The sequence below is a fragment of the Mesorhizobium tianshanense genome (assembly GCF_007830515.1).
GTDB lineage: Bacteria > Pseudomonadota > Alphaproteobacteria > Rhizobiales > Rhizobiaceae > Mesorhizobium > Mesorhizobium tianshanense.
Map to the genome: position 1 here is coordinate 1 of NZ_VLKT01000022.1, position 21,638 is coordinate 21,638.

The window sequence follows — 21,638 nt, forward strand, 5'->3', positions numbered from 1 at the left end:
CTCGTTCACGAAACGAGGCGAAATGCGGAAATGCCGGGCGGCTTCCCGGTGTCCGTGCCCCTCGTCGACATACCCAGCAACACGCTCACGCAACGCCATCGGTAGCGGCTTGCCCATCGCGGTTCTCCTTCAAACCGCAATGAATCACGCCGCAGCCTCAATGGGAATCCTGAATCACGTCAAACGCGACACGCTCTAGGATGACGAACGCATGGTGGCTAAGCCCGAACCTGCTGCGCTTCCGGCGACAGCACCCTCGCCCTCTGCCGTTCCGCCCAGTCCTCCAGCCATTCGTGGCTCTGCATCTCGATCAGCCGTGACGCCGTGCGCTCGAATTCGAAGACCTTGTTGCCGCGCCTGGCCGTATAAAGCTGCGGCGGCGGTGCAGCGGCGCTCATCACCAGCCGCACATGATGATCGTAGAGCGTGTCGATCAAGAGGATAAAGCGCTTGGCCTCGTTGCGCCTGCCTTCGCCCAGCACCGGCACGTGATCGATGAAAACGGTCGAGAAGCGGGCTGCGATGGCAAGGTAGTCGCGGGGGCCGAGCGGCTTTTCACAGAGATCGGCAAAGGAGAAGCGCGCCGCCTCGCCGGCGGCAGCCGGCACCACGACCTGCCGGCCCTTCACCGTCAGCGTCGTCTCGGCCGTCGGCCTGCCATGCGTCATCGCCTCCCAGGCCGCGTCGAGCGCGGCATCGGCGGCCGCATCCGCAGGGGTGATGTAGACCGGCATGCGGCTGAGCTTGTCCAGCCGGTAGTCCTTGTCGGCGCCCAGCGCCAGCACATGCGCATGCCGTCCCAGTATGCCGATGAACGGCAGGAAAAGCTTGCGGTTCAACCCGTCGCGGTAGAGATCCTCCGGCGCGACATTGGAGGTGGCGACCAGCACGACGCCGTTGGCAAACAGCGCCGAGAACAGCCGGGACAGGATCATCGCGTCGGCGATGTCGGTGACGGAAAACTCGTCGAAGCACAGCACCCAGGCTTCCTCGGCCAGCGCGCGGGCCACTGGCGCGATCGGGTCGTCTTCCCTGACGGTGCCCTCTTTACGCGCCTGCCGGTGCTTCTGGATGCGATCCTGCACATCGGCCATGAAGTCGTTGAAATGCACACGGCGCTTGCGCCTGACCGGCACCAGCTCGAAGAACATGTCCATCAGCATGGTCTTGCCGCGGCCGACGCCGCCATGGATGTAAAGACCCTTGACCGCCTCACGGGTCTCGCGCTTGCGCGCGAACAGCCACCCCAACGCGCTCGATTTGTGCGCCATCCGCTTTGCCGAAATCTCATCGATCAGCCGGTCGAGGTCAGCAGTGATCCGCTCCTGCGCCGGATCGCGGCCAATCAGGCCCGTCTCGACCAAATGGTCGTAGCGCTGCCTGACGGTCGCATGGGTCTGAAGGCCGTCACGCAGATGCATCGGTCACGTCGTTCTAGAGCGGTTTTCCGTCGGGAATCGCGTAAAAACAATAAGGGGCGGTCAGCCTACCTTGTAAGCGAGATTGGCAGGCCGTTGGAAGTCTGGCCGTCGAATTTCTCTCCGCCCGAGGAATAGAGCCGTGCCAGCGTGCCGCCATTCTCGTCGTACAGGGTCAACTGCTTGCCGGCGACGTTCCAGGATTTGATGCCGTCGATCGGCGCCGGGCAATGCAGCGGTCCGGCCCGATAGCCGGCGCCGAATTTGGTCTGCGGCGTCGCCACCTGGCAGCTCTGGCCGGACACACTGGCCTTCCACACGCCGGCGACGCTACCTGCTGTAAGATCCGGGGCTCCGGCCGGAGCCGTCCCGTCCGGCGGCAGCGAGGCGACCTGGGGGTCGAGCGTGCCTTGTGGCGCCGTCGGGAATTTCGACGGGTCGGCCGTGCCAGGCGCTGCCGGCGGCGGCAACTGATTTGCCGTCACGTTGCCGGAAGGCGCGGCTTGCAGCGGCGCCGGCTGCTCCTGGTCCATCGACGAGAACCGTGAGGTTGAGCAGCCGCTCGCAACGAGCGCGGCAAGCGATACGGCCAGCAGACCGGTCTTCGAAAAATTCATTTCAAACCTCCGTGGAATCCGGCTGGGGCTGCGGTCCACACAATCTCTCCCTCACCAAGATGGAGAAGGTGGCGAAATTTCAACCCGATATGGTTAAAATACTATTTGCGGCAGCATCTGTTGCAACTTTATCACAAAATGCATGCTGCCCAAAGCCTGCCCGTCGGGCCTGACCCGAGGCTGCGCAACGGTTTGCCTGGACCGGTGCCCTTGGCATTCCGGTCGCCAAATGCTTGCGCCGGCCGGCTTCGGCCCTATCTCTGATGAAACGGGACCCTGCCGGAGGCGAAACCTTGGCTGCGAGAAAAAGAGCCGCCAATCGCTACTACAGCGGCCCGCCCAGCGACCATTTCGACGGCGCCTTGTTCTTCAATCCCGACGGCAAGCCGCCTGGCCGTTTTTCCGATCTCTTGAGGTGGCAGTTGGGTGGCGAACGCGCGAAATGGCCGGCGGCGAATCCGAGCCCGTTTCCGCAGGCGAAACCGGCTGAGCGGATCGACGGCTCCGGACTGAGGCTCACCATGGTCGGCCACTCCTCGCTGCTCATCCAGACAGCCGGCCTGAACATCCTAACCGACCCGGTCTGGTCGCGGCGCGTTTCGCCGCTCTCCTTTGCCGGGCCGAAACGGGTCAATCCGCCGGGCATCGCCTTTTCCAACCTGCCACCGATCGACCTCGTACTGGTCAGCCACAACCACTACGACCATCTCGACCTCGCCACGCTGAAGCGGCTGAAGGCAAAGCACGACCCGCTGGTGCTGACGCCGCTCGGCAACGACGCCGTCATCGACGATGTCGTTCCCGCCATGCGGCTCTCCGTGCATGACTGGGGCGACCGGGTCGACATCGGTGACGGCGTCGCCGTCCATGTCGAGCCGGTACATCACTGGTCGGCGCGCGGCACCCGCGACCGGCGCATGGCGCTGTGGGCGGGTTTTGTGGTCGAGACGCCGGGCGGAAAGGTCTACTTCGCCGGCGACACCGGTTTCCACGACGGCATCAATTACCGGCTGATGGCCGAAAGGCACGGCGGTTTCCGCCTCGCCATCCTGCCGATCGGCGCCTACGAGCCGCGCTGGTTCATGGCGCCGCAGCACCAGAACCCGGAAGAGGCGGTGCAAGGCATGCTTTTGTGCAACGCCGCCCATGCCGCCGGTTGCCATTGGGGCACGTTCCGGCTCACCAACGAGCCGATCGATGAGCCAGCCAGAAAACTGGGCGAGGCCCTCGACGATCAAGGTATGCCGCAAGATCGCTTTCGCGCCTTGCGTCCCGGCGAGGTCTGGGACGTGCCGACGGTATAGAGCGACCAACGTCCGGGCAGCGGAACCCTCAGGCGGAACCCAGGGCATCGTAGATGCGTTGGTGGGGCATCCAAACTTGTCGGCTGCGAGGTTTTTCTAATGATCAAATGGATCATCATTCTTCTGATCATCGCGGCCGCGGCCAGCCTGCTCGGCATGCCGGCATTGGCCGGAGCCGCTGCCACCGGCGCCCGTATCCTCATCGGCATCGTGCTGATCATCTTCCTGCTAATCGTGCTTGGTGTCTTCGCGGTGACGTAGACGCGGCCGCACTGGTAATTTCAGCCGCTATCCGCCATATAGGCGCCAAACCGGCATGAGACCTTTCGATCGATGGCAAGTACTGCCCCCTTCGCCAAGATGAACGGCATCGGCAACGAGATCATCGTTGCCGACATGCGCGGCCGCGCCGATCGGGTGACGCCGGCTGCCGCCCTTGCGCTCAATGCCGATGGCGCGACGAAATTCGATCAGATCATGGCGATCCACGACGCCAGGACGCCGGGCACCGCCTTTTTCATCGACATACTGAATTCCGACGGTACCGGCGCGCAAGCCTGCGGCAACGGCATGCGCTGCGTGGTGCAGGCACTTGCCGCCGAGACCGGCCAGAAGGCATTCGCCTTAGAGACCGTCGCCGGCATCCTCAACGCCGAAGAACATGCCGACGGGCTGATCTCGGTCGACATGGGCAAGCCGCGTTTCGGCTGGCAGGACATTCCGCTGGCCGAGGAATTCCGCGATACCCGCATGATCGAGCTGCAGGTCGGCCCGATCGACGCGCCGGAGCTGCATTCGCCGTCGGCCGTCTCGATGGGCAATCCGCATGCCATCTTCTGGGTCGACCGCGACGTCTGGTCCTACGAGCTCGACCGTTTCGGCCCGCTGCTCGAAAACCACCCGATCTTCCCCGAACGCGCCAATATCACCATTGCGCGGGTGACCTCACCTGAGACGATGGTCATCCGCACCTGGGAGCGTGGCGCCGGCCTGACTAAGGCCTGCGGCTCGGCCGCTTGTGCCGCTGTCGTTGCTGCCGCTCGCACCAGGCGGACCGGACGTAGCGTCTCTCTGGTGACGCCCGGCGGCGGCTCCTTGCATGTCGAATGGCGCGGCGACGACCACGTCATCCTCACCGGTGCCGCCGAATGGGAATTTTCCGGCAGATTCGACCCGTCGACCGGTGTGTGGGCCCGCGACAATGAAAGCGTCGCCTGATGCCCGCTCTTCCCACGATGGGGGTTGACGTCGTCACCTTCGGCTGCCGGCTGAACACCTACGAATCCGAGGTAATGCGCAGCGAGGCGGAAAGCGCCGGCCTTGGCGCGCTGGCAGGCGGCGCCATCATCTTCAACACCTGCGCCGTCACCGGCGAGGCGGTTCGCCAGGCAAAACAGTCGATCAGGAAGGCTCGCCGCGAGAACCCGACCGCCCGTATCATCGTCACCGGCTGCGCCGCGCAGATCGAGCCAGAGAATTTCGTCGCCATGGACGAAGTCGATCTCGTGCTCGGCAATGAGGAGAAGCTGAGGGCACATTCCTATCGCGCGCTGCCGGATTTCGGCGTCAACGACACCGAAAAGGCCCGCGTCAACGATATCTTTTCGGTACGCGAGACGGCCGGCCATATGGTCGACGCCATCGAGGGCCGGGCGCGGGCCTTCGTCCAGGTGCAGAACGGCTGCGACCACCGCTGCACTTTCTGCATCATCCCCTACGGCCGCGGCAATTCGCGCTCGGTGCCGATGGGCGCCGTGGTCGAGCAGGTCAAGCGGCTGAGCGACAATGGCTATGCCGAGATCGTGCTGACCGGCGTCGACATGACCAGTTTCGGCGCCGACCTGCCTGGCAGCCCGAAACTCGGCAAATTGGTCAAGGCAATCCTGAAGCAGGTGCCCCACGTAAAACGCCTGCGCCTCTCCTCCATCGATTCGATCGAAGCCGATGACGACTTGCTCGAGGCCATCGCCACCGAGCCCAGGCTGATGCCGCATCTGCATCTGTCGTTGCAGGCGGGCGACGACATGATCCTGAAGCGGATGAAGCGCCGGCACAACCGGGATCAGTCGATCCGTTTTTGCGAGGATGTGCGCAAATTGCGCCCCGGCATCGTCTTCGGCGCCGACATCATCGCCGGCTTCCCGACAGAGACGGACGCCATGTTCGAGAATTCGCTGAAGATCGTCGAGGAATGCGGGCTGACACATCTCCACGTCTTCCCGTTTTCACCGCGCGAAGGCACGCCCGCCGCGCGCATGCCGCAGCTTCGCCGCGAGGTGGTCAAGCAGCGCGCGGCACGGCTGCGCGCCGCCGGCGACGCCGCCTATCGTAGCCACCTTTCCTCGCTGACCGGGTCGCGCCAGTCGATCCTGGTCGAGCGCGAGGGGCTCGGCCGGACCGAAGGCTTCACGCTTGCCGCCATCTCTTCGGGCGCGCCGGGCGAAATCGTCGAGGCTGATATCGCCGGCCATGACGGCGCCCGCCTGATCGCGGCGCCGCTTGCCGCCCGCGCCGCCTGAGACGCAAGAACATGGCTGGTTTTTTCAAGAAGATATTTTCGTTCGGCAAGAAGGAAGTGGTCGAGGAGCGGATCGACGAGACCGCGCCGCTGCCGCCGATCAAATGGGATGCGCTGGAGGCGCTGAAGCCAGCCGCCGGGCAGGCCGTTCCGGAATTTTTGAAACGCGAAGAGCCTCGGCCCGAGGCGGAAGCTGCGCCTCCGCCACCGGTCGAGCCGGAAGCACCTCCCGCGCCGCAGCCGGCGCCTATTGAAGAGGCCAAGCCAGCTCAGATCATTCCACCCGGGCCTGACATCCAGCCGGAGCCTGCTCCGGTCGAGGAGCCTAAGCCCGAGCCCACTCCGACCATTCCGCCCGAGCCTGAAATTCAGACAGAGCCTGCTCCGGTCGAGGAGTTGCAGCCGCCGAAGTTCGAAACGGCTGCTGAGGAGCCAGCGCCCGAGGAAATCCCGGCCGCTCCCGTCATCCCTGAGCCAGTTCCTGCACCAGAGCTGCAGGAAATTCCTGAGCCCGAGCCGCAGCGACCAGAAATCGCCCCGTCCCAGCCGGAAAAACGGCCTGAGCCAGCGCCTGTCGAAATGCCGGCACCGCCCGCCGAGGCTCCCTCGACAGCACCGGAGCCTGCAGCGCCGCCGGCGGAAATAGCGCCCCCCATTCGCCAGCCCGCGCCGGTCGAAACGCAGCCGATCTTCGACGAGATCGCGCCCGAACCGCAGGCCGTACCGCAACCGGAGCCAAAACCCGCTCCCGGCAAGGTGACCGTCACCAAGAAGGTCGAGCAGAAAGCCGAGCCGCAGAAGGCGCCGGAACCGGCACCGAAACGCTCCTGGTTCCAGCGCATGAAGGAGGGGCTTGCCCGCTCGTCCCGGGAACTGTCCGGCAACATCGCCGGCGTCTTCACCAAGCGCAAGCTCGACGAGGACACGCTGCAGGATCTGGAAGACGTGCTGATTCGCGCCGATCTCGGCATGGAGACGGCATTGCGCATCACCGATTCGCTGGCCGCCAGCCGCTACGGCAAGGACGTCTCCGAGACGGAAGTGCGCGCCATCATGGCGGCCGAGGTGGAGAAGGTGCTGACCCACGTCGCCTTGCCGCTGGAGCTCGACCTCAGCCACAAACCGCATGTCATCCTTGTCGTCGGCGTCAACGGCACCGGCAAGACCACGACCATCGGCAAGCTGGCGGCAAAGCTCACCGATGGCGGACTGGCGGTGATGCTCGCCGCCGGCGACACGTTCCGTGCCGCGGCAATAGAGCAGCTGAAGATCTGGGGCGAGCGCACCAAGTCGCCGGTCATCGCCTCGAAGCTTGGGGCCGATGCGGCAGGTCTTGCCTACGACGCCTTCGAACAGGCCAAGCAAGCCGGCTCCGACGTGCTGATCATCGACACCGCCGGGCGGCTGCAGAACAAGGCCGAGCTGATGGCGGAACTGGAAAAGATCGTGCGGGTTCTGGGCAAGCTCGATCCGGAGGCGCCGCACACCGTGCTGCAGACGGTCGACGCCACCACCGGCCAGAACGCGCTCAACCAGGTGGAGATCTTCCGCAACGTCGCCGGCGTCAACGGCCTGGTGATGACCAAGCTGGACGGCACGGCACGCGGCGGTATTCTGGTGGCGATCGCGGCAAAGCACAAACTGCCGGTCTATTTCATCGGCGTCGGCGAACAGGTCGACGACCTCGAACCTTTCTCCGCAAGCGAATTCGCCAAGGCGATCGCTGGAGTGGCGTAACAAGCATGACCCCAAAGAGTTGCAGACTTTTTGGACAGGGTCATCCGTAAGAAGGAAGCCTATGAACCCGCCCATCCTCGAACGCGACCCGTCCGATCCGCAGAAGCAGAAAAAGGAAGGCGTCAATCCGCTGCTCAAGCTGATGCTGGAGCTCGGCCCGCTGCTGGTGTTCTTCTTTGCCAACGCGCGCGGCGAATGGTTGACACAGAAATTCCCAGCGCTGGCCGAATTCGGCGGGCCGATCTTCGTCGCCACCGGCCTGTTCATGGCCGCGACGGCTATCGCGCTGATCGCCTCCTGGCTGCTCACCCGCACCTTGCCGATCATGCCGATGGTGTCGGGCGTCGTCGTCTTCGTCTTCGGCGCGCTGACGCTCTATCTGCAGGACGACGTCTTCATCAAGATGAAGCCGACCATCGTCAACACGCTGTTCGGCGGCGTGCTGCTCGGCGGCCTGTTTTTCGGCAAGTCGCTGCTCGGCTACGTCTTCGATTCGGCCTTCAGCCTCGATGCCGAGGGCTGGAAGAAACTCACCCTCCGCTGGGGCCTGTTTTTCCTGTTTCTGGCCCTTGTCAACGAGGTGGTCTGGAGGAATTTTTCCACCGATGCCTGGGTTACCTTCAAGGTCTGGGGCATCATGCCGATCACGCTTCTTTTCACCTTCAGCCAGATGCCGCTGATCATGCGCCATTCGCTTGAAGGCAAGACCGGAAAAGAAGAGAAGGCCGGCAAGTAACTGTTAGGGAGAGGGTATGGAATTCGTCACCACGCGCGAAGAGCTGAGAACGATCTACAAGACGCCTCGGCCCACCGACGGCTCGATCCGCAAGGAGCTTAAGGCGCTGGATGGCCACTGCCGTTCCTTCATCGGCAAAAGCCCCTTCGTGCTGATCGGCTCCTCCGACGGCGCCGGCAATGCCGATGTGACGCCGAAAGGCGACAGGCCGGGCTTTGCCGCCGTGCTCGACGAGAGGACCATCGCCATCCCCGACCGGCCCGGCAACAACCGGCTCGATACGCTGGAGAACATTCTTCTCAACCCCTCGGTCGGGCTGCTCTTTCTCATTCCAGGCATGAACGAGACGCTGCGCGTCAACGGCGACGCCCGCATCACCGTCGATGCGGCTTTGCGTGAGCCGCTCGCCGTCGACGGCAAGGAACCGCAAAGCGTCGTCCTGGTGACGGTCAAGGCCGCCTACATGCATTGCGCCAAGGCCCTCATGCGCTCCGATTTGTGGAAGCCCGAAACCTGGTACGACCGCGCGACGCTGCCGACACTCGGCCAGATCCTGCGCGACCAGCTAGCGCTCGCCGATTCGGCCGAAGCGACCGACCGCTGGCTGGACGAAGAATACAAACACACCATGTGGTAGCTTTTTCGGACATGGTTCGTCGAAATCCCTCGGCTTTCGCCGAGTTCATCCGTGTCCGCTGAGCGGCCGCGCCGCAACCATTTAAAGGACGCGGCGGAAGCCTGTTTTCAGCCCTTGCTGCGCCGCGTCTCGACATCGGTCTCGCCGACGAACCAGTCGCGCGCATTGACCTCCTCGAAAACCACCCAGACGTCGTTGCTGGTCAGGCCGGTGGCGCCGGTGATGGCCGCCGTCACCTGGGCAGCGATGGCGGCTTTCTTGCCGGCCGGGTCGGCGGCGATTACCTCCTTGACGATGCGGATGTTCACGAACGGCATGGCGTCCTCCCCTGGATATTGCCTGGCGACCGCTCAGTAGGTCTTTGCGCCGTTGACCATCAGCCGGACCATGTAGAGCGAGGTCGTACCGGCGATGTAGAGGCAGTTCAGCTTATTGCCGCCGAACACGCAATTGGCGACGACTTCCGGTACCTTGATCTTGCCGATCAGCGTTCCGTCCGGATCGTAGCAATGGATGCCGTCGGCGGCACTGGTCCAGATGCGCCCCTGGTCGTCGAGCCTGAAACCGTCGAACAGGCCGGCCGTGCAATCGGCGAAGACCTTTTCGCCGGAGACCTTCTTGCCGCCCTCGTCGACATTGAACACCCGCATATGTGCCGGATTCTGCGCGCCATGCGTGCGGCCGGTGTCGACGACGTAGAGCTTGCTCTCGTCAAGCGAGAAGGCAAGCCCGTTGGGCCTGACCATGTCGGTGATCACCGCTTCGATCTCGCCGGTGCCGGGGTCGACCCGGTAGACATGGCAGGCGCCGATCTCGCTTTCGGCCTTGTCGCCCTCGTAATCCGTATCGATGCCGTAGGTCGGGTCGGTGAACCAGATCGACCCGTCGGACTTCACCACCGCGTCATTGGGCGAGTTCAGCCGCTTGCTGCGCCATCTGTCGGCGATGGTGGTGACGGAGCCGTCATGCTCGGTGCGGCTGACACGGCGGCCCGAATGCTCGCAACTGACCAGCCGGCCCTGCCGGTCGACGGTATTGCCGTTGGAATTGCCGGACGGCTGCCGAAACACGCTGACGCTGCCGTCGGTCTCGTCGTAGCGCAGCATGCGGTTGTTGGGGATGTCGGACCAGATCACATAGCGGCCGGCCGCGAACCAGGCCGGCCCTTCCGCCCACCGGCATCCGGTGAACAGCTTTTCCACCTGCGCGTTGCTGTTGAACAGCCGCGCAAAACGCGGATCGATAACCTCGTAGTAGTCTTCGGCGGCCATGGTTTCCTCCCGGTCATGCAGATCGCTGGTACCGGCGCGATCAAGCCAGCCGGCGATCGATATGGCAAGATCGTTGATATCACTCTCACCGCATCTTGAGGCATCGAGGCGACCGGCGGCAACGCCGCCTTGCCCAAATGACAGGTCATGCGCCGTTAACCCGGCTATGCGCCCAGTGCAATGGTGCATTGCAACATCTTCTTTTTGCATCGCACCATAACTATGTCATGCTCAGTATCGATCAAGGGAGGAACAACCTGCCGCAACAATGCGGCGCAGAAGGAACCTCGCTATGATCCTCGACAGCCTCATGAGCCGCGCTCGCGCCAGCATCGCCAAGCGCCGGCAATACAACCGCCTCGTCGCCGAAATCGACTCCTTTTCCAGCCGCGATCTGGCCGACATGCGCGCCGACCGCAGCGAAATGCTCTATCAGGTCCACAAGCAGATTTACGGCTGAGTTCGACGCATGATCCCGAACCGAAGGTCAGCGCAGCAAAAAGTTGCAGACTTTTCGGACAAGATCATGCGTAAATAGAACAGTCCGATCGGGCTTAGCCCATCCATTCGATCCAGCGGCCGTGGTAATCGCAATGGGCCAGGCGGCGTGTCTCGCCGCCCGGCCATAGAGTGAGGCTGAGTACCGCCCAATTGTTTGTGGGATCGCCCGGCTCCATCCTCAACCTCGCGATAGGCGCAGCTGCCGTGGCCTGTCTGCCCGCCTGCTCCAGCATGGCGGTGATGGCATCCTTGGTCGCCCGCGGCAGATATTGCCACATGATCGAATGATAGAGCACGAAGGCGGCGCCCGGCTGCCGTGCGGCCAGTGCCTTCCCGACAAATTCCGCCGCATCCGCTTTGACAAGCGGCGGTGGAAATTTTTCGGCAAGCGACAGCGCGGCGTCGAGCCGGGCCAGCCGCGCTGCCTGATCGGCCCAGATGTAGGACCGAAGCCGTAGCCGCGCGGCTGCGTCAGCGAGATCGACCGGCGCGATGTCGCAGCCGGCGCGATGGCGGACGTCGATCTTCCCATCAAGTGGAACAGCGAGGCCGCGCGCCTCCGGCGCCAACCGGACGGGGGAGGCCGGGTCGCCCCACTCGGCATCGCCGTAGCGGAAGTGAAAGCGATCCAACAGTAGATTGAGCCCGGCGCTGGCGCCAATCTCGCACAGGTCCAGCGGCAGGCCGGTTTCCCGCGCGACCGTCAGAAGTCCAGGCAGCAGCATCGCCGACCGGGCGATTTCATTGGTCTGCGGCGCGCCGGCGAGGCCAGCGAGTATCCGCTCGTCGGATCGCGCAATTGCCTCCGGCAGCACCGCCGCGATCTCCGATTCGCTAGCCTGGTTGGGCGGATAGAGTCGTGCCAGCCGCTCACCGGCACCCGTCAGGACCAGCGCATGCAGCGCGCCACAGAGCCGCAGTGCCAGGGCATCGGCGCGCGCGTCGCCCGACCAGCCGAGAACCGCCTGCCCGGTCCTGGTGTTGGCGTCGAGAACCTTGGCCAGCGCACGGCATAGATTCGCCGTGAAAGGCGAGCCAAGTCCATCGCAGGCTTTCGCCTGCGCCAGAAAATGATCGCGGATGTCGCGTTCGTCCATCGCGTTTCCGAAGCCTCAGCCGGGCGCGGCCAGTGCCTTCTCGATCTCCGGCAAAAGCAGCGTCTGCGCCGAGCCTGGCGTCAGTGGGCCGACATGCTTGTAGGCGATCTTGCTGTCCTTGCCGATGACGAAGGTCTCCGGCACGCCATAGACGCCCCAGTCGATCGCCGCCCGACCCGCCGCGTCGACACCGATCGCCTGGAACGGATTGCCGAGATCGCCGAGGAACCGGCGGGCGTTTTCCGGCTGGTCCTTGTAATTGAGCGCGGCGATGACGAAGCGCTTGTCCTGCGATAGTGCCAGCAGCACCGGATGTTCGTCGCGGCATGGTCCGCACCAGGACGCGAAGACATTGACCAGCGTGACCTTGCCGGCGAACGACTTGGAATCGAGCCCCGGCAAATTCATGCCCTCGAGCGCCGGCAGATTGGTCTGCGGCGCCGGCAGGCCGATCAGCGCCGATGGCACTTCCGAAGTGTCGCGACCGGACAATAGCTGCGTCAGGAACAGTCCCGCCAGCCCGAGGAAAATCAGCAGCGGCAAAAGCACGATCAGGCGCCGCCCGCGCGCTGGCGTTTCCGTTTCCATGCTCATGATTTCCCCGCCTTGTCGGAGCGCCGCCGCACGCCGGACGCTTCCAGCTCGGCGAGGTCTCGTCTGCGTGCCCGCTGGTCGAGAAGGATCCAGCCGATCAGCCCGGCCAGAGCCACGGCCGTGAAGGCATAGGCAGCCATGACATAAAGGGCGTGTACACTCATTTCCCGATCCAAGGCTTCTTGCAGTGGAGTTCATAGCTGCACTGGCCGTCCGTCGCAATGAACGGCGTCTGCGGCAGATTTGCGGTCACTCGGAATCCGATGTTCATCTCACTGTGACTGCAGCAGACCGGATATCTTAATGATTCGCATGAACTGGCATGTCAGGGACAGCCTGACAGCTCCTTCGCAGGTGAGCAGAATTTTGCCTGCGTCATCCCACATTCTGACCGTGCTCCTGTCATGACTCTGGAACTTGCGAACGCTGACTGACTCGACACCTTCGAACCCGAGTTGAAAATGCACTGCGTTGAATGGCCCCCATTTCACGGGAGGCCGGGAAGATGGGTCGATATGAAATGTAGATGCAGACTAGGCCCGTCACGACTGATTTCGGCCTTGGTGACCTCGACGGAAGACAGGTCCGGATAGTGGCCGTAGATGGTCTGGAGAAAGAACGGATTTTCTATGCGTAGCGGCCACATCAGTCCGCCCCATGGCGCAGCGCCAGCGCCGCGGCGACCGGCCCCAGCACGGCAAGAAACAAGGTCAGCGCGGCAAGAATGAGGAAGGGCTGCAGGAACGGATCGGGGTCCGCTACCGCGCCATAGCTTGCCGAGACCCCGAAGATCAGCACGGGAATGGTCAGCGGCAGCACCAGCACCGAGATCAGCAGCCCGCCGCGCGGCAGCGCCACCGCCACCGCCGCACCGGCAGCGCCAATGAAGGTGATCGCCGGCGTGCCGACCAAAAGGGTCAGCGCCGTGGCGCCGATGCCGATCGGCTCCATGTTCATGAACAGGCCGAGCAAGGGCGCCGCGATCACCAGCGGCAGCACGCTTCCCGCCCAATGCGCCAGGCATTTCGTCAGCACGGTCAGCGCCAGCATGTGCCGATCGTTGCCGAGCACCAGCAGGTCGAGCGAGCCGTCTTCCCGGTCGGCCTGGAACAATCGGTCGAGACCGAGCAGGCAAGCGAGCAAGGCGCCGATCCACAGGATCGCCGGGCCGATGCGGGCGAGCAGATTGAGGTCCGGTCCGACGCCGAAGGGGATCGTGGCGATCACCGCGAGAAAGAAGATGACGCCGGTCAGCGCCCCGCCGCCGGCACGGATACTGAGACGGATGTCGCGCAGGAAGAGTGACCACATTACGATGCGGCCCCGATGTATTCGTAATGGCCAGGCAAAGGCCGGAGTTCCTTCGCGCCGCCCCCGGCAGGACAGAGGGGGGCGCGAAGAAATGAGACTTGCATTATTCAACCCTCCCCATCACCAGCGCTTGCGCCCCCTCGAGCCCCAGTGGCAAATGCGTTGCCGCAATGATGATCCCACCTTCCCCGCAATGCTTGCGCATCAGTTCGCCAAATCGCCCTTCCGAAGCCTTGTCCAGCCCGGCCGTCGGCTCGTCGAGCAGCCACAGCGGCCGCCGGCTGACCAGCAGTTTTGCGATCGCCGCGCGGCGGCGTTGCCCGGTGGAGAGATAACCGAACGGCAGATGACCGATACCATCAAGCCCGACCGTTTCCAGCGCCTCTTCAGCGCTCAAGAAGTCCGCGCCCGCAAAATCGCGCCAGAAGCGCAGATTTTCTACCACGCTCAGCGCCATCTTCATCGCGTTCTGGTGGCCGAGATAATGGCAGGCCGAGGCAACCGACGGAAAATCCGCGTGCCCGCCTTCGATAAGCAAACGGCCTGCCGCCACCGGCAGCAGCCCGGCGACGACCCTGAGCAGCGTCGATTTCCCCGCGCCGTTCGGCCCGGTGACGATCAGCGCCTGGCCTTTTTCGAGGGCAAAGCCGATGCCGGAAAAGACCGCCTCGCCGCCGCGTTCGCCGCCCAGATTTTCGGCGATCAGCCGCATTCGTTCCCCTTCGCCGAAAGTCCAAGCGCGGCTTCGGTGCGCCGCAACAAAAATGGCGATTCCGTGTCTAGAACTATTCCAGGAAATTCTCTATATGCGGGTCATCCGTGCCAGCGGTCGGCACGGGAACAGAATTAGCGCCGAACCAGCGCACGCGCCGCCTTGAACGGCTCGGGTTGGCTGGGAACGGACAGCGGAAATGGCCGTACCCGCACCTTTGCGCGTGATTGCATGCCATCGGCGTCCGTTCCCTTTCAGGCTGAACAGACAAGGACGGACCGCACGTGTCAAAATCCCTCGACAGTTTCAATTGCCGCCGCACGCTCGCCGCAGGCGGCGCCGACTATGCCTATTACGACCTTGTCGAGGCCGAGAAGAACGGCCTCACCGGCATCGCCCAGTTGCCCTATTCGATGAAGGTGCTGCTGGAGAACCTGCTTCGCAACGAGGACGGCCGTTCCGTCACTAAGGAGAGCATCCAGGCGGTCGCCGGCTGGTTGACCGACAGGGGCACCGCCGGCGTCGAGATCGCCTATCGCCCGGCCCGCGTGCTGATGCAGGATTTCACCGGCGTTCCGGCCGTGGTCGATCTCGCCGCGATGCGCGACGCCATGGCCTCGCTCGGCGGCGACCCGCAGAAGATCAATCCGCTGGTGCCGGTCGACCTAGTCATCGACCACTCGGTCATCGTCGACGAATTCGGCACGCCGATGGCTTTCGCAAGGAATGTCGAGCTCGAGTATGAGCGCAACGAAGAGCGCTACAAATTCCTGAAATGGGGCCAGCAGGCCTTCCGCAACTTCCGCGTCGTGCCGCCCGGCACCGGCATCTGCCATCAGGTCAACCTCGAATATCTCGGCCAGGTCGTGTGGACCAACACCGAAGACGGTGAAACCACCGCGTATCCCGATACCTGCGTCGGCACCGATTCGCACACCACCATGATCAACGGCCTTGGCGTGCTCGGCTGGGGCGTCGGCGGTATCGAGGCCGAGGCCGCCATGCTCGGCCAGCCCGTCTCCATGCTGTTGCCCGAAGTCATCGGCTTCCGCCTCACTGGCAGACTGAAGGAAGGCGTCACCGCCACCGACCTCGTGCTCACCGTCACCCAGATGCTGCGCAAGAAAGGCGTCGTCGGCAAGTTCGTCGAATTCTTCGGCCCGGGCCTTTCCAACATGACGCTGGCCGACCGCGCCACCATCGGCAACATGGCGCCGGAATATGGCGCCACCTGCGGCTTCTTCCCGGTCGATGGCGAAACCATCCGCTACCTCACCATGTCCGGCCGCGAGGAAAACCGCATCGCCCTGGTCGAGGCATACGCGAAGGCGCAAGGCATGTGGCGCGATGGCGGCTCGGCTGACCCGGTGTTCACCGATCTGCTCGAGCTCGATCTCGGCGATGTCGTGCCGTCGATGGCCGGGCCCAAGCGACCGGAAGGACGCGTGGCCCTTGAAGGCATCCCGGAAGGCTTTGCCAAGGCGATGGAGACCGAATACCGGAAGGCCGCCGAAATCGACAAGCGCTACGCCGTCGAAGGCACCGATCATGATCTCGGCCATGGCGATGTCGTCATCGCCGCCATCACCTCCTGCACCAACACCTCGAACCCGAGCGTGCTGATCGGCGCCGGGCTGTTGGCGCGCAACGCCAACCGGCTCGGGCTCAAGCAGAAGCCGTGGGTCAAGACATCGCTGGCGCCGGGCAGCCAGGTCGTCGCCGAATATCTGGAGAAATCCGGCCTGCAGAAGGAGCTCGACAAGATCGGCTTCAACCTGGTCGGCTTCGGCTGCACCACCTGTATCGGCAATTCCGGCCCGTTGCCGGCGCCGATCTCCAAGACCATCAACGATAAAGGTTTGATCGCTGCCGCGGTGCTCTCCGGCAACCGCAATTTCGAAGGTCGCGTCTCGCCCGACGTGCAGGCGAACTACCTCGCCTCGCCGCCGCTGGTCGTCGCCCATGCACTGGCTGGGACAGTGACCAAGGATCTGACCACCGAGCCGCTCGGCGAGGACAAGAATGGCAACCCGGTCTACCTCAAGGACATCTGGCCGAGCTCGGCCGAGATCCAGGAGTTCATCGAGAAGAACGTGACGCGCGAACTGTTCGCCCGCAAATATGCCGACGTCTTCAAGGGCGACGAATACTGGCAGAACGTCAAGGCGCCAGAAGGCCAGACCTACGCCTGGGACGACAATTCGACCTATGTGCAGAATCCGCCCTATTTCGCCGGCATGACATCGGGCTTCGGCACAATCGGCGACATCAAGGGCGCACGCGTGCTCGGCCTGTTCGGCGACAAGATCACCACCGACCACATCTCGCCGGCCGGCTCCATCAAGGCGGCCTCGCCGGCCGGCAAATACCTCACAGACCATGGCGTCGGCGTCGCCGACTTCAACCAGTACGGCACGCGGCGCGGCAATCACGAGGTGATGATGCGCGGCACCTTCGCCAACATCCGCATCCGCAACCACATGCTGGGCGAGAACGGCCGCGAGGGCGGCTACACCATCCACTATCCGTCGAAGGAAGAGACATCGATCTACGACGCCGCCATGGAGTACAAGAAGGAAGGCGTGCCGCTGGTCATCTTCGCCGGTGTCGAATACGGCAACGGCTCGTCGCGCGACTGGGCGGCTAAGGGCACCAACCTTCTGGGCGTCCGCGCCGTCATCGCCCAGTCCTTCGAGCGCATCCACCGCTCGAACCTAGTCGGCATGGGCGTCATTCCCTTCGTCTTCGAGGAGGGCACCTCATGGGCCTCGCTCAACCTCAAGGGCGACGAACAGGTCGAGATCGACGGACTGAGCGCCATCAAGCCGCGCCAGAAGATGATCGCGAAGATCACCTATGGCGACGGCACGGTGAAGAACGTTCCAATAATCTGCCGCATCGATACGCTGGACGAACTCGACTACTTCAAGAACGGCGGCATCCTGCAGTATGTGCTGCGCGATCTGGCAGCGTAGGAATTAGGGGAGTAGGGGAGTAGGCGAGACAATACCTATTCCCCTATTCCCCTATTTCGGCGCCCCGAAGCGCGCCGTCGCCGCCAGCAGCACGCCGAGCATCAGCCCGTTGAGGATGTGCCACAGGAAATGCGTGCCGAGCGGAAAGCTGCCGCAGACCAGCGGATCGATCATCCGGCAGATGGCCGACACGACGAAGATCGCCGCGCCCGCCAGATTGTACCAGCCGGCACGGTTGCCGCTCGCCGCCGCCATGGCGCCGAAGAAGGCGAGCGCCAGGAAGGGTGGCAGATAGCCGGTCGTGCCGTTCGACGCCTGGCGCAGCCAGTCCGGCACGGCCCAGGTCAACAACCCGGAAACGGCATAGAAGGCTAAAAAGATGGCTATCGCCGCGCCCCATTTCATGCCCAGGAAGCGGCGCAGGTTGAACAGCGTGTAGGCCAGCGTGAACCCGGCGATCGGCAGGACGTCGGCCCAGACCGTGCCCCACGTTGCAAAAGTGTGGAACAGCGTCGAGCCTATGCCGATCGCCACCACCCACCAGGCCAGCACTTCGGCGAAGATGCCGGTGCCGCGCCGGCGCACCTCCCGGACACCCCACAGGCCCGCGACAAGAAAAGCCAGATTGGTCAGTGCGTTAACCGGCTCGGCCCAGAGCTCCGGCCCGAGCCGCTCGCAATAAAGGTCGACCGGCGTCAGGAGGGTTTGCCACATGCTGATCGTTGCCCGAATCGGCTTCTACCGTGAAGTGTAGCCACTTCCTATTGCGCCCTTGCAGTTGGTTGCAATGGCAAAGTTTCACCGCAACGTGACTTCCCGTTGACTGCCGCTTCTGCCAAATATTTCGCCAATCAGAATAAGGCCGGCGTCACCGGCGGGAGTCGAAACGGCTATGACATCTCGAAGACCATTGCGGCTTGCGGCATTTGCGCTGGCCCTCTCGGTGTTTGCCGGCGCCGGACTTGCCGGCAATGCGCTTGCCGGCGAAGCCGACCAGGCTGACAGATTCTTGACCGAGAAACCTTTGGGCGTTGTCGAACTCTTCACCAGCCAGGGCTGCAATTCCTGCCTGCCGGCCGATGAATTCTTCGCCGAGCTTGCCGCCAAGGAGAACATCGTGGCGCTTGCCTATCATGTCGACTACTGGGATTACCTCGGTTGGAAGGACACGCTGAGCCGCAAGGAGAACACCGAGCGGCAATATGAGTATATGCGCGCCTTTGGCGGCCGCTCGGTCTACACGCCGCAGGCCGTCATCAATGGCCGCAGTCATGTCAACGGCGCCAGCCGCAAGGAAGTCGACGGCGCGCTAGCCCGCATGGAGAGATCCGGCGAAGGCATGCGGGTCAGCATCAAGGTCAGCCAGACCAGCGATCGCGTCATGATTGACGCCGGCGATGCCGGCAGCGGGCCTAGCGATGCCCATCTCGTCATCGTCTATTTCGATCCGCCGCAGACGATCAAGATCGCCAAGGGCGAAAACTCCGGCCGCAGCATGACCTATTGGAACGCCGTCACCGGCATCCAGACGGCCGGCATGTGGCACGGCAAGGCTCAGCGCTACGAATTGCCGATGAGCGAGATTTCCAAGAAGTCCAAGAAGGGCGGCTGCGCCGTGCTGTTGCAGTCGGTTGGCGAAGACGGCTTGCCGGGGCCGATTCTGGGCGCCGCCTTCATCCGCCAGCGGTAACCGGCTGCGCATTCCGCTTTAGGCATCCACTTTCCATCCAGATATAAAAAACCGGCGTCAGCTTGCTTCTGACGCCGGTTATTTAGGTTTTTGGGATCGTCGCACCCGATTTTTCCAGGGAAAAACCGAGGTTGGTTCGATCCGACGCAGACCCGTGGGCGGGGGGCTTGGGGTTTACGAGCCAGTGTCGGACCGAACCGTCTCAGGCAACACCCGTAAATTCGTCGGACATTGGGGCATGAGCGCGGATAAAAGATGGCAGGATTGTGGCGGAGCATCACCAATTTCAACGAACGTTTCATAAACGTGACTGGACACTGCGGAAACTGGAGGGCTCCGCCTTTGCCCGCTTGGGCTTGCAATTCCACGGCGAAAGCGCCAATTTTGGTCGGCGTAAGATTCATTTGAAGGCATCGAGGCATGGCTGATCACGGCAGTGGGACGGAGGATGGAGACGCATCCGCAATACTGATCCCGCTGCACGAGGCAAGACGCGAACGCCTCGACCAGCCGGTGCGGTTCGACCGACGCGAACTGGACCAGATTCTGAGGCTTTACGGGCGCATGGTTGCCGCCAATGAATGGCGCGACTACGCCATCGACCATCTCACCGATCGCGCCGTCTTTTCCGTGTTCCGCCGCACCAGCGAGGTGCCGCTGTTCCAGATCGTCAAGGATCCGAAACTGGCGCGCCGGCAAGGCGCATTCACCGTCATTGCCGCCGGTGGCCGCATCCTCAAGCGCGGCCAGGAACTTGGCCGCGTGCTTGGCGTCTTCGACCGCAGACTGAAGCTGGTCGAGGCCTAAAGCGCGTCGCGCCTGAAGGGATTCATGCGGCGCGCTTAAGTTCTTGTTTTTATGCATGTCGTTGTCCCAAACCGCTGCGAACTTTTGGACGACATGCCCTAGCTTTATTGACAGAATTTCCGTTCCGGCAAAGAGCGGGGATCGGGCGGAGCCAGGGCCCCGTCATTGATCGAAAGTTGCATGAACACCGTGTCCAGCCAGCGTCCATGCTTAAAGCCCGAGCCTTCCAGGCGACCCGAATGGCGAAAGCCGAGCTTCTCATGCAGCCGCACCGAGGCACTGTCCGGCCGGCCGTCGCCGATCACCGCGATGATCTGGCGGAAGCCCGCCGCCTTGGCCGCCTCGATCAACCCTTGCATCAGGTTGAGCCCGACGCCTTGGCCCTTGGCCTCGGGCGCAACATAGACGGAATCTTCTACAACAAAGCGGTACGCGGGGCGCGGCCGGAAGGCGCCGGCATAGGCATAGCCGAGCACGATGCCGTCCTTTTCGGCCACCAGATAGGGAAAGCCGCCCGCTATCAAACTGTCGAAGCGCCGGCCCATCTCGGCGAGATCAGGCGGCTCCAGTTCGTAGCTTGCCGTGCCATGGGTCACTGCATCTGCGTAGATGTCCGTGATCCGGTCGAGATCGGCCGGTGTGGCGGCGCGTATCGTGATACTGCTCATAATTTATGCACGTCAATCATCTGCCGGCCATTTCATCAAAGACCGCGACAAAAGAAAAGGGCGACCGTTGGGCCGCCCTTTCCAAACTCGCTGGTCCAGAGAAACAGGGATCGTTTTAGCGACGATCGCCCATGAACTGCAGCAGAAACATGAACAGGTTGATGAAGTCGAGATAGAGCCTCAGAGCGCCCATGATCGCCTTGCGGCCGGCGACGTCAGTCTCGTCGCCCTCGAAATACATCTCCTTGATGTTCTGCGTGTCGTAGGCGGTGAGACCTGCGAAGATCAGCACGCCGATCGCCGAAACGGCGAAGGAAAGCGCCGACGACTGCAGGAAGATGTTGATCACCATCGCGATGATCAGACCGATCAGGCCCATGACCAGGAACGAACCGAACGCGGAAAGGTCGCGCTTGGTCGTGTAGCCGTAGAGCGACAGTCCGCCAAAGGCGGCGGCCGTGGCGAAGAAGGTCTGCGAGATGCTGGCGGTGGTGTAGACCAGGAAGATCGACGACAGCGAGAGGCCGACGAGGCCGGCATAGACCCAGAACGTCGTCTGCGCGGCCGAAACGCTCATCGACTGGACACGGAACGACAGGAACATCACCGCTGCCAGCGGGGCAAAGATCACCAGCCATTTTAGCGGCGAGCCGAAGATCGCGTAGCCGAAGGAGGTCAGCATATCGCCGTTCGGCAGCGTGGCGACCGCCGAAGCCGGATCGGTGGTGGTGGCCAGCATCACCGTGCCGACCGCCGCAAGGCCGGTGATGAGGAGGCCAAGCCCCATCAGATTGTAGACCTTGATCATGTAGGCGCGCAGGCCCTGGTCGATGGCAGCATCGACGCCGGCGCCGGGCACGGCGCGCGTCTGATAATTGCGAAGGGGTTCAGCCATGGAAATCCTCATATTGCTTCTGCCCCGTCCGGTGTCAGGTCCATTTTGAACCCAGGCGCCGCTGGCGGGGCTCCAGCATGCCTGCGGCGAAATATGATGGTTCTTGGCGTCAAGAACAAGAGCGTAACCGGACGTAATGCTTCGTGAAGT

Annotated in this window: 23 protein-coding genes; 11 read left to right on the forward strand and 12 right to left on the reverse strand. The window is 63.3% G+C overall.

The features are described from left to right. Nucleotides 1-218: 218 nt before the first annotated feature. Together zapE and IQ26_RS18030 are read right to left on the reverse strand one after the other, a co-directional pair. Nucleotides 219-1,421 carry a cell division protein ZapE gene (gene zapE, locus IQ26_RS18025; protein WP_145719674.1) on the reverse strand — a complete coding sequence of 401 codons (1,203 nt, stop codon included), beginning with the start codon at nucleotides 1,419-1,421 and terminating at the stop codon, nucleotides 219-221. A 65-nt stretch (nucleotides 1,422-1,486) separates the two neighbouring features. Beyond that, nucleotides 1,487-2,035 (reverse strand): AprI/Inh family metalloprotease inhibitor, encoded by a 549-nt coding sequence (locus IQ26_RS18030; RefSeq protein ID WP_145719676.1) that lies wholly within the window; start codon nucleotides 2,033-2,035, stop codon nucleotides 1,487-1,489. 293 nt (nucleotides 2,036-2,328) lie between these two features. Between IQ26_RS18030 and IQ26_RS18035 the strand changes: the two genes are divergently transcribed. The 7 genes from IQ26_RS18035 to IQ26_RS18065 all read left to right on the forward strand — a co-directional run bounded on the left by IQ26_RS18035 (nucleotide 2,329) and on the right by IQ26_RS18065 (nucleotide 8,967). Continuing rightward, nucleotides 2,329-3,339: an MBL fold metallo-hydrolase gene (locus tag IQ26_RS18035; protein WP_145719678.1), complete on the forward strand. Its 1,011-nt coding sequence runs from the start codon at nucleotides 2,329-2,331 to the stop codon at nucleotides 3,337-3,339. Nucleotides 3,340-3,438: 99 nt separating this feature from the next. Continuing rightward, complete coding sequence (locus tag IQ26_RS18040) at nucleotides 3,439-3,600, forward strand: DUF1328 family protein (protein ID WP_040987840.1); 162 nt, start codon at nucleotides 3,439-3,441, stop codon at nucleotides 3,598-3,600. A 72-nt stretch (nucleotides 3,601-3,672) separates the two neighbouring features. Beyond that, nucleotides 3,673-4,557, forward strand: coding sequence for a diaminopimelate epimerase (gene dapF / locus IQ26_RS18045; RefSeq protein WP_145719680.1), 885 nt, complete (start codon nucleotides 3,673-3,675; stop codon nucleotides 4,555-4,557). Nucleotides 4,558-4,574: 17 nt separating this feature from the next. Beyond that, on the forward strand, nucleotides 4,575-5,858 hold the full coding sequence (mtaB, locus tag IQ26_RS18050; RefSeq protein ID WP_167522698.1) for a tRNA (N(6)-L-threonylcarbamoyladenosine(37)-C(2))-methylthiotransferase MtaB: 1,284 nt from the start codon (nucleotides 4,575-4,577) through the stop codon (nucleotides 5,856-5,858). Between the two features lie 11 nt (nucleotides 5,859-5,869). Next, nucleotides 5,870-7,594, forward strand: coding sequence for a signal recognition particle-docking protein FtsY (gene ftsY / locus IQ26_RS18055; RefSeq protein ID WP_145719684.1), 1,725 nt, complete (start codon nucleotides 5,870-5,872; stop codon nucleotides 7,592-7,594). 61 nt (nucleotides 7,595-7,655) lie between these two features. Then, on the forward strand, nucleotides 7,656-8,330 hold the full coding sequence (locus IQ26_RS18060; protein ID WP_145719686.1) for a septation protein A: 675 nt from the start codon (nucleotides 7,656-7,658) through the stop codon (nucleotides 8,328-8,330). Nucleotides 8,331-8,346: 16 nt separating this feature from the next. Further along, the gene (locus IQ26_RS18065) at nucleotides 8,347-8,967 is read left to right on the forward strand and encodes a pyridoxamine 5'-phosphate oxidase family protein (RefSeq protein WP_145719688.1); all 621 of its coding nucleotides are present in this window, start codon (nucleotides 8,347-8,349) and stop codon (nucleotides 8,965-8,967) included. 107 nt (nucleotides 8,968-9,074) lie between these two features. On the opposite strand, the gene IQ26_RS18070 is transcribed toward IQ26_RS18065, so the two are convergent. Then, the gene (locus IQ26_RS18070; RefSeq protein WP_126036025.1) at nucleotides 9,075-9,284 is read right to left on the reverse strand and encodes a tautomerase family protein; all 210 of its coding nucleotides are present in this window, start codon (nucleotides 9,282-9,284) and stop codon (nucleotides 9,075-9,077) included. A 33-nt stretch (nucleotides 9,285-9,317) separates the two neighbouring features. Next, nucleotides 9,318-10,238: an SMP-30/gluconolactonase/LRE family protein gene (locus IQ26_RS18075; RefSeq protein WP_145719820.1), complete on the reverse strand. Its 921-nt coding sequence runs from the start codon at nucleotides 10,236-10,238 to the stop codon at nucleotides 9,318-9,320. A gap of 292 nt (nucleotides 10,239-10,530) precedes the next feature. Between IQ26_RS18075 and IQ26_RS39745 the strand changes: the two genes are divergently transcribed. Continuing rightward, nucleotides 10,531-10,698, forward strand: a complete 168-nt coding sequence (locus tag IQ26_RS39745) for a hypothetical protein (protein ID WP_006327010.1) — start codon at nucleotides 10,531-10,533, stop codon at nucleotides 10,696-10,698. Between the two features lie 94 nt (nucleotides 10,699-10,792). On the opposite strand, the gene IQ26_RS18085 is transcribed toward IQ26_RS39745, so the two are convergent. The 5 genes from IQ26_RS18085 to ccmA form a co-directional block, all read right to left on the reverse strand. Next, entirely contained in the window at nucleotides 10,793-11,836 is a 1,044-nt protein-coding gene (locus tag IQ26_RS18085; protein ID WP_145719690.1) for a DUF2332 domain-containing protein, read from the reverse strand. A gap of 15 nt (nucleotides 11,837-11,851) precedes the next feature. Next, a complete protein-coding gene (locus IQ26_RS18090) occupies nucleotides 11,852-12,430 on the reverse strand; it encodes a DsbE family thiol:disulfide interchange protein (RefSeq protein ID WP_145719692.1) in 579 nt (192 codons plus the stop codon). Further along, entirely contained in the window at nucleotides 12,427-12,594 is a 168-nt protein-coding gene (ccmD, locus tag IQ26_RS18095) for a heme exporter protein CcmD (protein WP_145719694.1), read from the reverse strand. Before ccmD ends, IQ26_RS18090 begins: the two co-directional genes overlap by 4 nt. A 481-nt stretch (nucleotides 12,595-13,075) precedes the next feature. Next, nucleotides 13,076-13,741 carry a heme exporter protein CcmB gene (ccmB, locus tag IQ26_RS18100; protein ID WP_145719696.1) on the reverse strand — a complete coding sequence of 222 codons (666 nt, stop codon included), beginning with the start codon at nucleotides 13,739-13,741 and terminating at the stop codon, nucleotides 13,076-13,078. 103 nt (nucleotides 13,742-13,844) lie between these two features. Next, nucleotides 13,845-14,453, reverse strand: coding sequence for a heme ABC exporter ATP-binding protein CcmA (ccmA, locus tag IQ26_RS18105; RefSeq protein ID WP_145719699.1), 609 nt, complete (start codon nucleotides 14,451-14,453; stop codon nucleotides 13,845-13,847). Nucleotides 14,454-14,737: 284 nt separating this feature from the next. Between ccmA and acnA the strand changes: the two genes are divergently transcribed. Then, nucleotides 14,738-17,428: an aconitate hydratase AcnA gene (acnA, locus tag IQ26_RS18110; protein ID WP_145719701.1), complete on the forward strand. Its 2,691-nt coding sequence runs from the start codon at nucleotides 14,738-14,740 to the stop codon at nucleotides 17,426-17,428. Between the two features lie 51 nt (nucleotides 17,429-17,479). Here acnA and IQ26_RS18115 read toward each other — a convergent pair whose 3' ends face one another. Next, nucleotides 17,480-18,142 (reverse strand): ceramidase domain-containing protein, encoded by a 663-nt coding sequence (locus IQ26_RS18115; protein ID WP_145719707.1) that lies wholly within the window; start codon nucleotides 18,140-18,142, stop codon nucleotides 17,480-17,482. A gap of 178 nt (nucleotides 18,143-18,320) precedes the next feature. Between IQ26_RS18115 and IQ26_RS18120 the strand changes: the two genes are divergently transcribed. After that, nucleotides 18,321-19,118, forward strand: a complete 798-nt coding sequence (locus tag IQ26_RS18120; RefSeq protein ID WP_145719712.1) for a DUF1223 domain-containing protein — start codon at nucleotides 18,321-18,323, stop codon at nucleotides 19,116-19,118. A gap of 420 nt (nucleotides 19,119-19,538) precedes the next feature. After that, nucleotides 19,539-19,925: a DUF2794 domain-containing protein gene (locus IQ26_RS18125; protein WP_145719714.1), complete on the forward strand. Its 387-nt coding sequence runs from the start codon at nucleotides 19,539-19,541 to the stop codon at nucleotides 19,923-19,925. Between the two features lie 104 nt (nucleotides 19,926-20,029). Here the strand turns inward: IQ26_RS18125 and IQ26_RS18130 are convergent, their stop codons facing one another. Beyond that, entirely contained in the window at nucleotides 20,030-20,593 is a 564-nt protein-coding gene (locus IQ26_RS18130; protein ID WP_145719716.1) for a GNAT family N-acetyltransferase, read from the reverse strand. 115 nt (nucleotides 20,594-20,708) lie between these two features. After that, nucleotides 20,709-21,488, reverse strand: coding sequence for a Bax inhibitor-1/YccA family protein (locus IQ26_RS18135; protein ID WP_126036054.1), 780 nt, complete (start codon nucleotides 21,486-21,488; stop codon nucleotides 20,709-20,711). Nucleotides 21,489-21,638 lie beyond the last annotated feature (150 nt).

Excerpts from the sequence above, each read along its gene's own strand:
- IQ26_RS18090 (WP_145719692.1), bottom strand. The coding sequence starts at position 12,430 with ATGAGCATGGAAACGGAAACGCCAGCGCGCGGGCGGCGCCTGATCGTG.
- ccmA (WP_145719699.1), bottom strand. The coding sequence starts at position 14,453 with ATGCGGCTGATCGCCGAAAATCTGGGCGGCGAACGCGGCGGCGAGGCG.
- ftsY (WP_145719684.1), top strand. The coding sequence starts at position 5,870 with ATGGCTGGTTTTTTCAAGAAGATATTTTCGTTCGGCAAGAAGGAAGTG.
- IQ26_RS18065 (WP_145719688.1), top strand. The coding sequence starts at position 8,347 with ATGGAATTCGTCACCACGCGCGAAGAGCTGAGAACGATCTACAAGACG.
- dapF (WP_145719680.1), top strand. The coding sequence starts at position 3,673 with ATGGCAAGTACTGCCCCCTTCGCCAAGATGAACGGCATCGGCAACGAG.
- IQ26_RS18070 (WP_126036025.1), bottom strand. The coding sequence starts at position 9,284 with ATGCCGTTCGTGAACATCCGCATCGTCAAGGAGGTAATCGCCGCCGAC.
- IQ26_RS18135 (WP_126036054.1), bottom strand. The coding sequence starts at position 21,488 with ATGGCTGAACCCCTTCGCAATTATCAGACGCGCGCCGTGCCCGGCGCC.
- IQ26_RS18115 (WP_145719707.1), bottom strand. The coding sequence starts at position 18,142 with ATGTGGCAAACCCTCCTGACGCCGGTCGACCTTTATTGCGAGCGGCTC.
- IQ26_RS18075 (WP_145719820.1), bottom strand. The coding sequence starts at position 10,238 with ATGGCCGCCGAAGACTACTACGAGGTTATCGATCCGCGTTTTGCGCGG.
- IQ26_RS18060 (WP_145719686.1), top strand. The coding sequence starts at position 7,656 with ATGAACCCGCCCATCCTCGAACGCGACCCGTCCGATCCGCAGAAGCAG.
- IQ26_RS39745 (WP_006327010.1), top strand. The coding sequence starts at position 10,531 with ATGATCCTCGACAGCCTCATGAGCCGCGCTCGCGCCAGCATCGCCAAG.
- ccmB (WP_145719696.1), bottom strand. The coding sequence starts at position 13,741 with ATGTGGTCACTCTTCCTGCGCGACATCCGTCTCAGTATCCGTGCCGGC.
- IQ26_RS18130 (WP_145719716.1), bottom strand. The coding sequence starts at position 20,593 with ATGAGCAGTATCACGATACGCGCCGCCACACCGGCCGATCTCGACCGG.
- IQ26_RS18125 (WP_145719714.1), top strand. The coding sequence starts at position 19,539 with ATGGCTGATCACGGCAGTGGGACGGAGGATGGAGACGCATCCGCAATA.
- mtaB (WP_167522698.1), top strand. The coding sequence starts at position 4,575 with ATGGGGGTTGACGTCGTCACCTTCGGCTGCCGGCTGAACACCTACGAA.
- ccmD (WP_145719694.1), bottom strand. The coding sequence starts at position 12,594 with ATGAGTGTACACGCCCTTTATGTCATGGCTGCCTATGCCTTCACGGCC.
- IQ26_RS18040 (WP_040987840.1), top strand. The coding sequence starts at position 3,439 with ATGATCAAATGGATCATCATTCTTCTGATCATCGCGGCCGCGGCCAGC.
- zapE (WP_145719674.1), bottom strand. The coding sequence starts at position 1,421 with ATGCATCTGCGTGACGGCCTTCAGACCCATGCGACCGTCAGGCAGCGC.
- IQ26_RS18030 (WP_145719676.1), bottom strand. The coding sequence starts at position 2,035 with ATGAATTTTTCGAAGACCGGTCTGCTGGCCGTATCGCTTGCCGCGCTC.
- IQ26_RS18085 (WP_145719690.1), bottom strand. The coding sequence starts at position 11,836 with ATGGACGAACGCGACATCCGCGATCATTTTCTGGCGCAGGCGAAAGCC.
- IQ26_RS18120 (WP_145719712.1), top strand. The coding sequence starts at position 18,321 with ATGACATCTCGAAGACCATTGCGGCTTGCGGCATTTGCGCTGGCCCTC.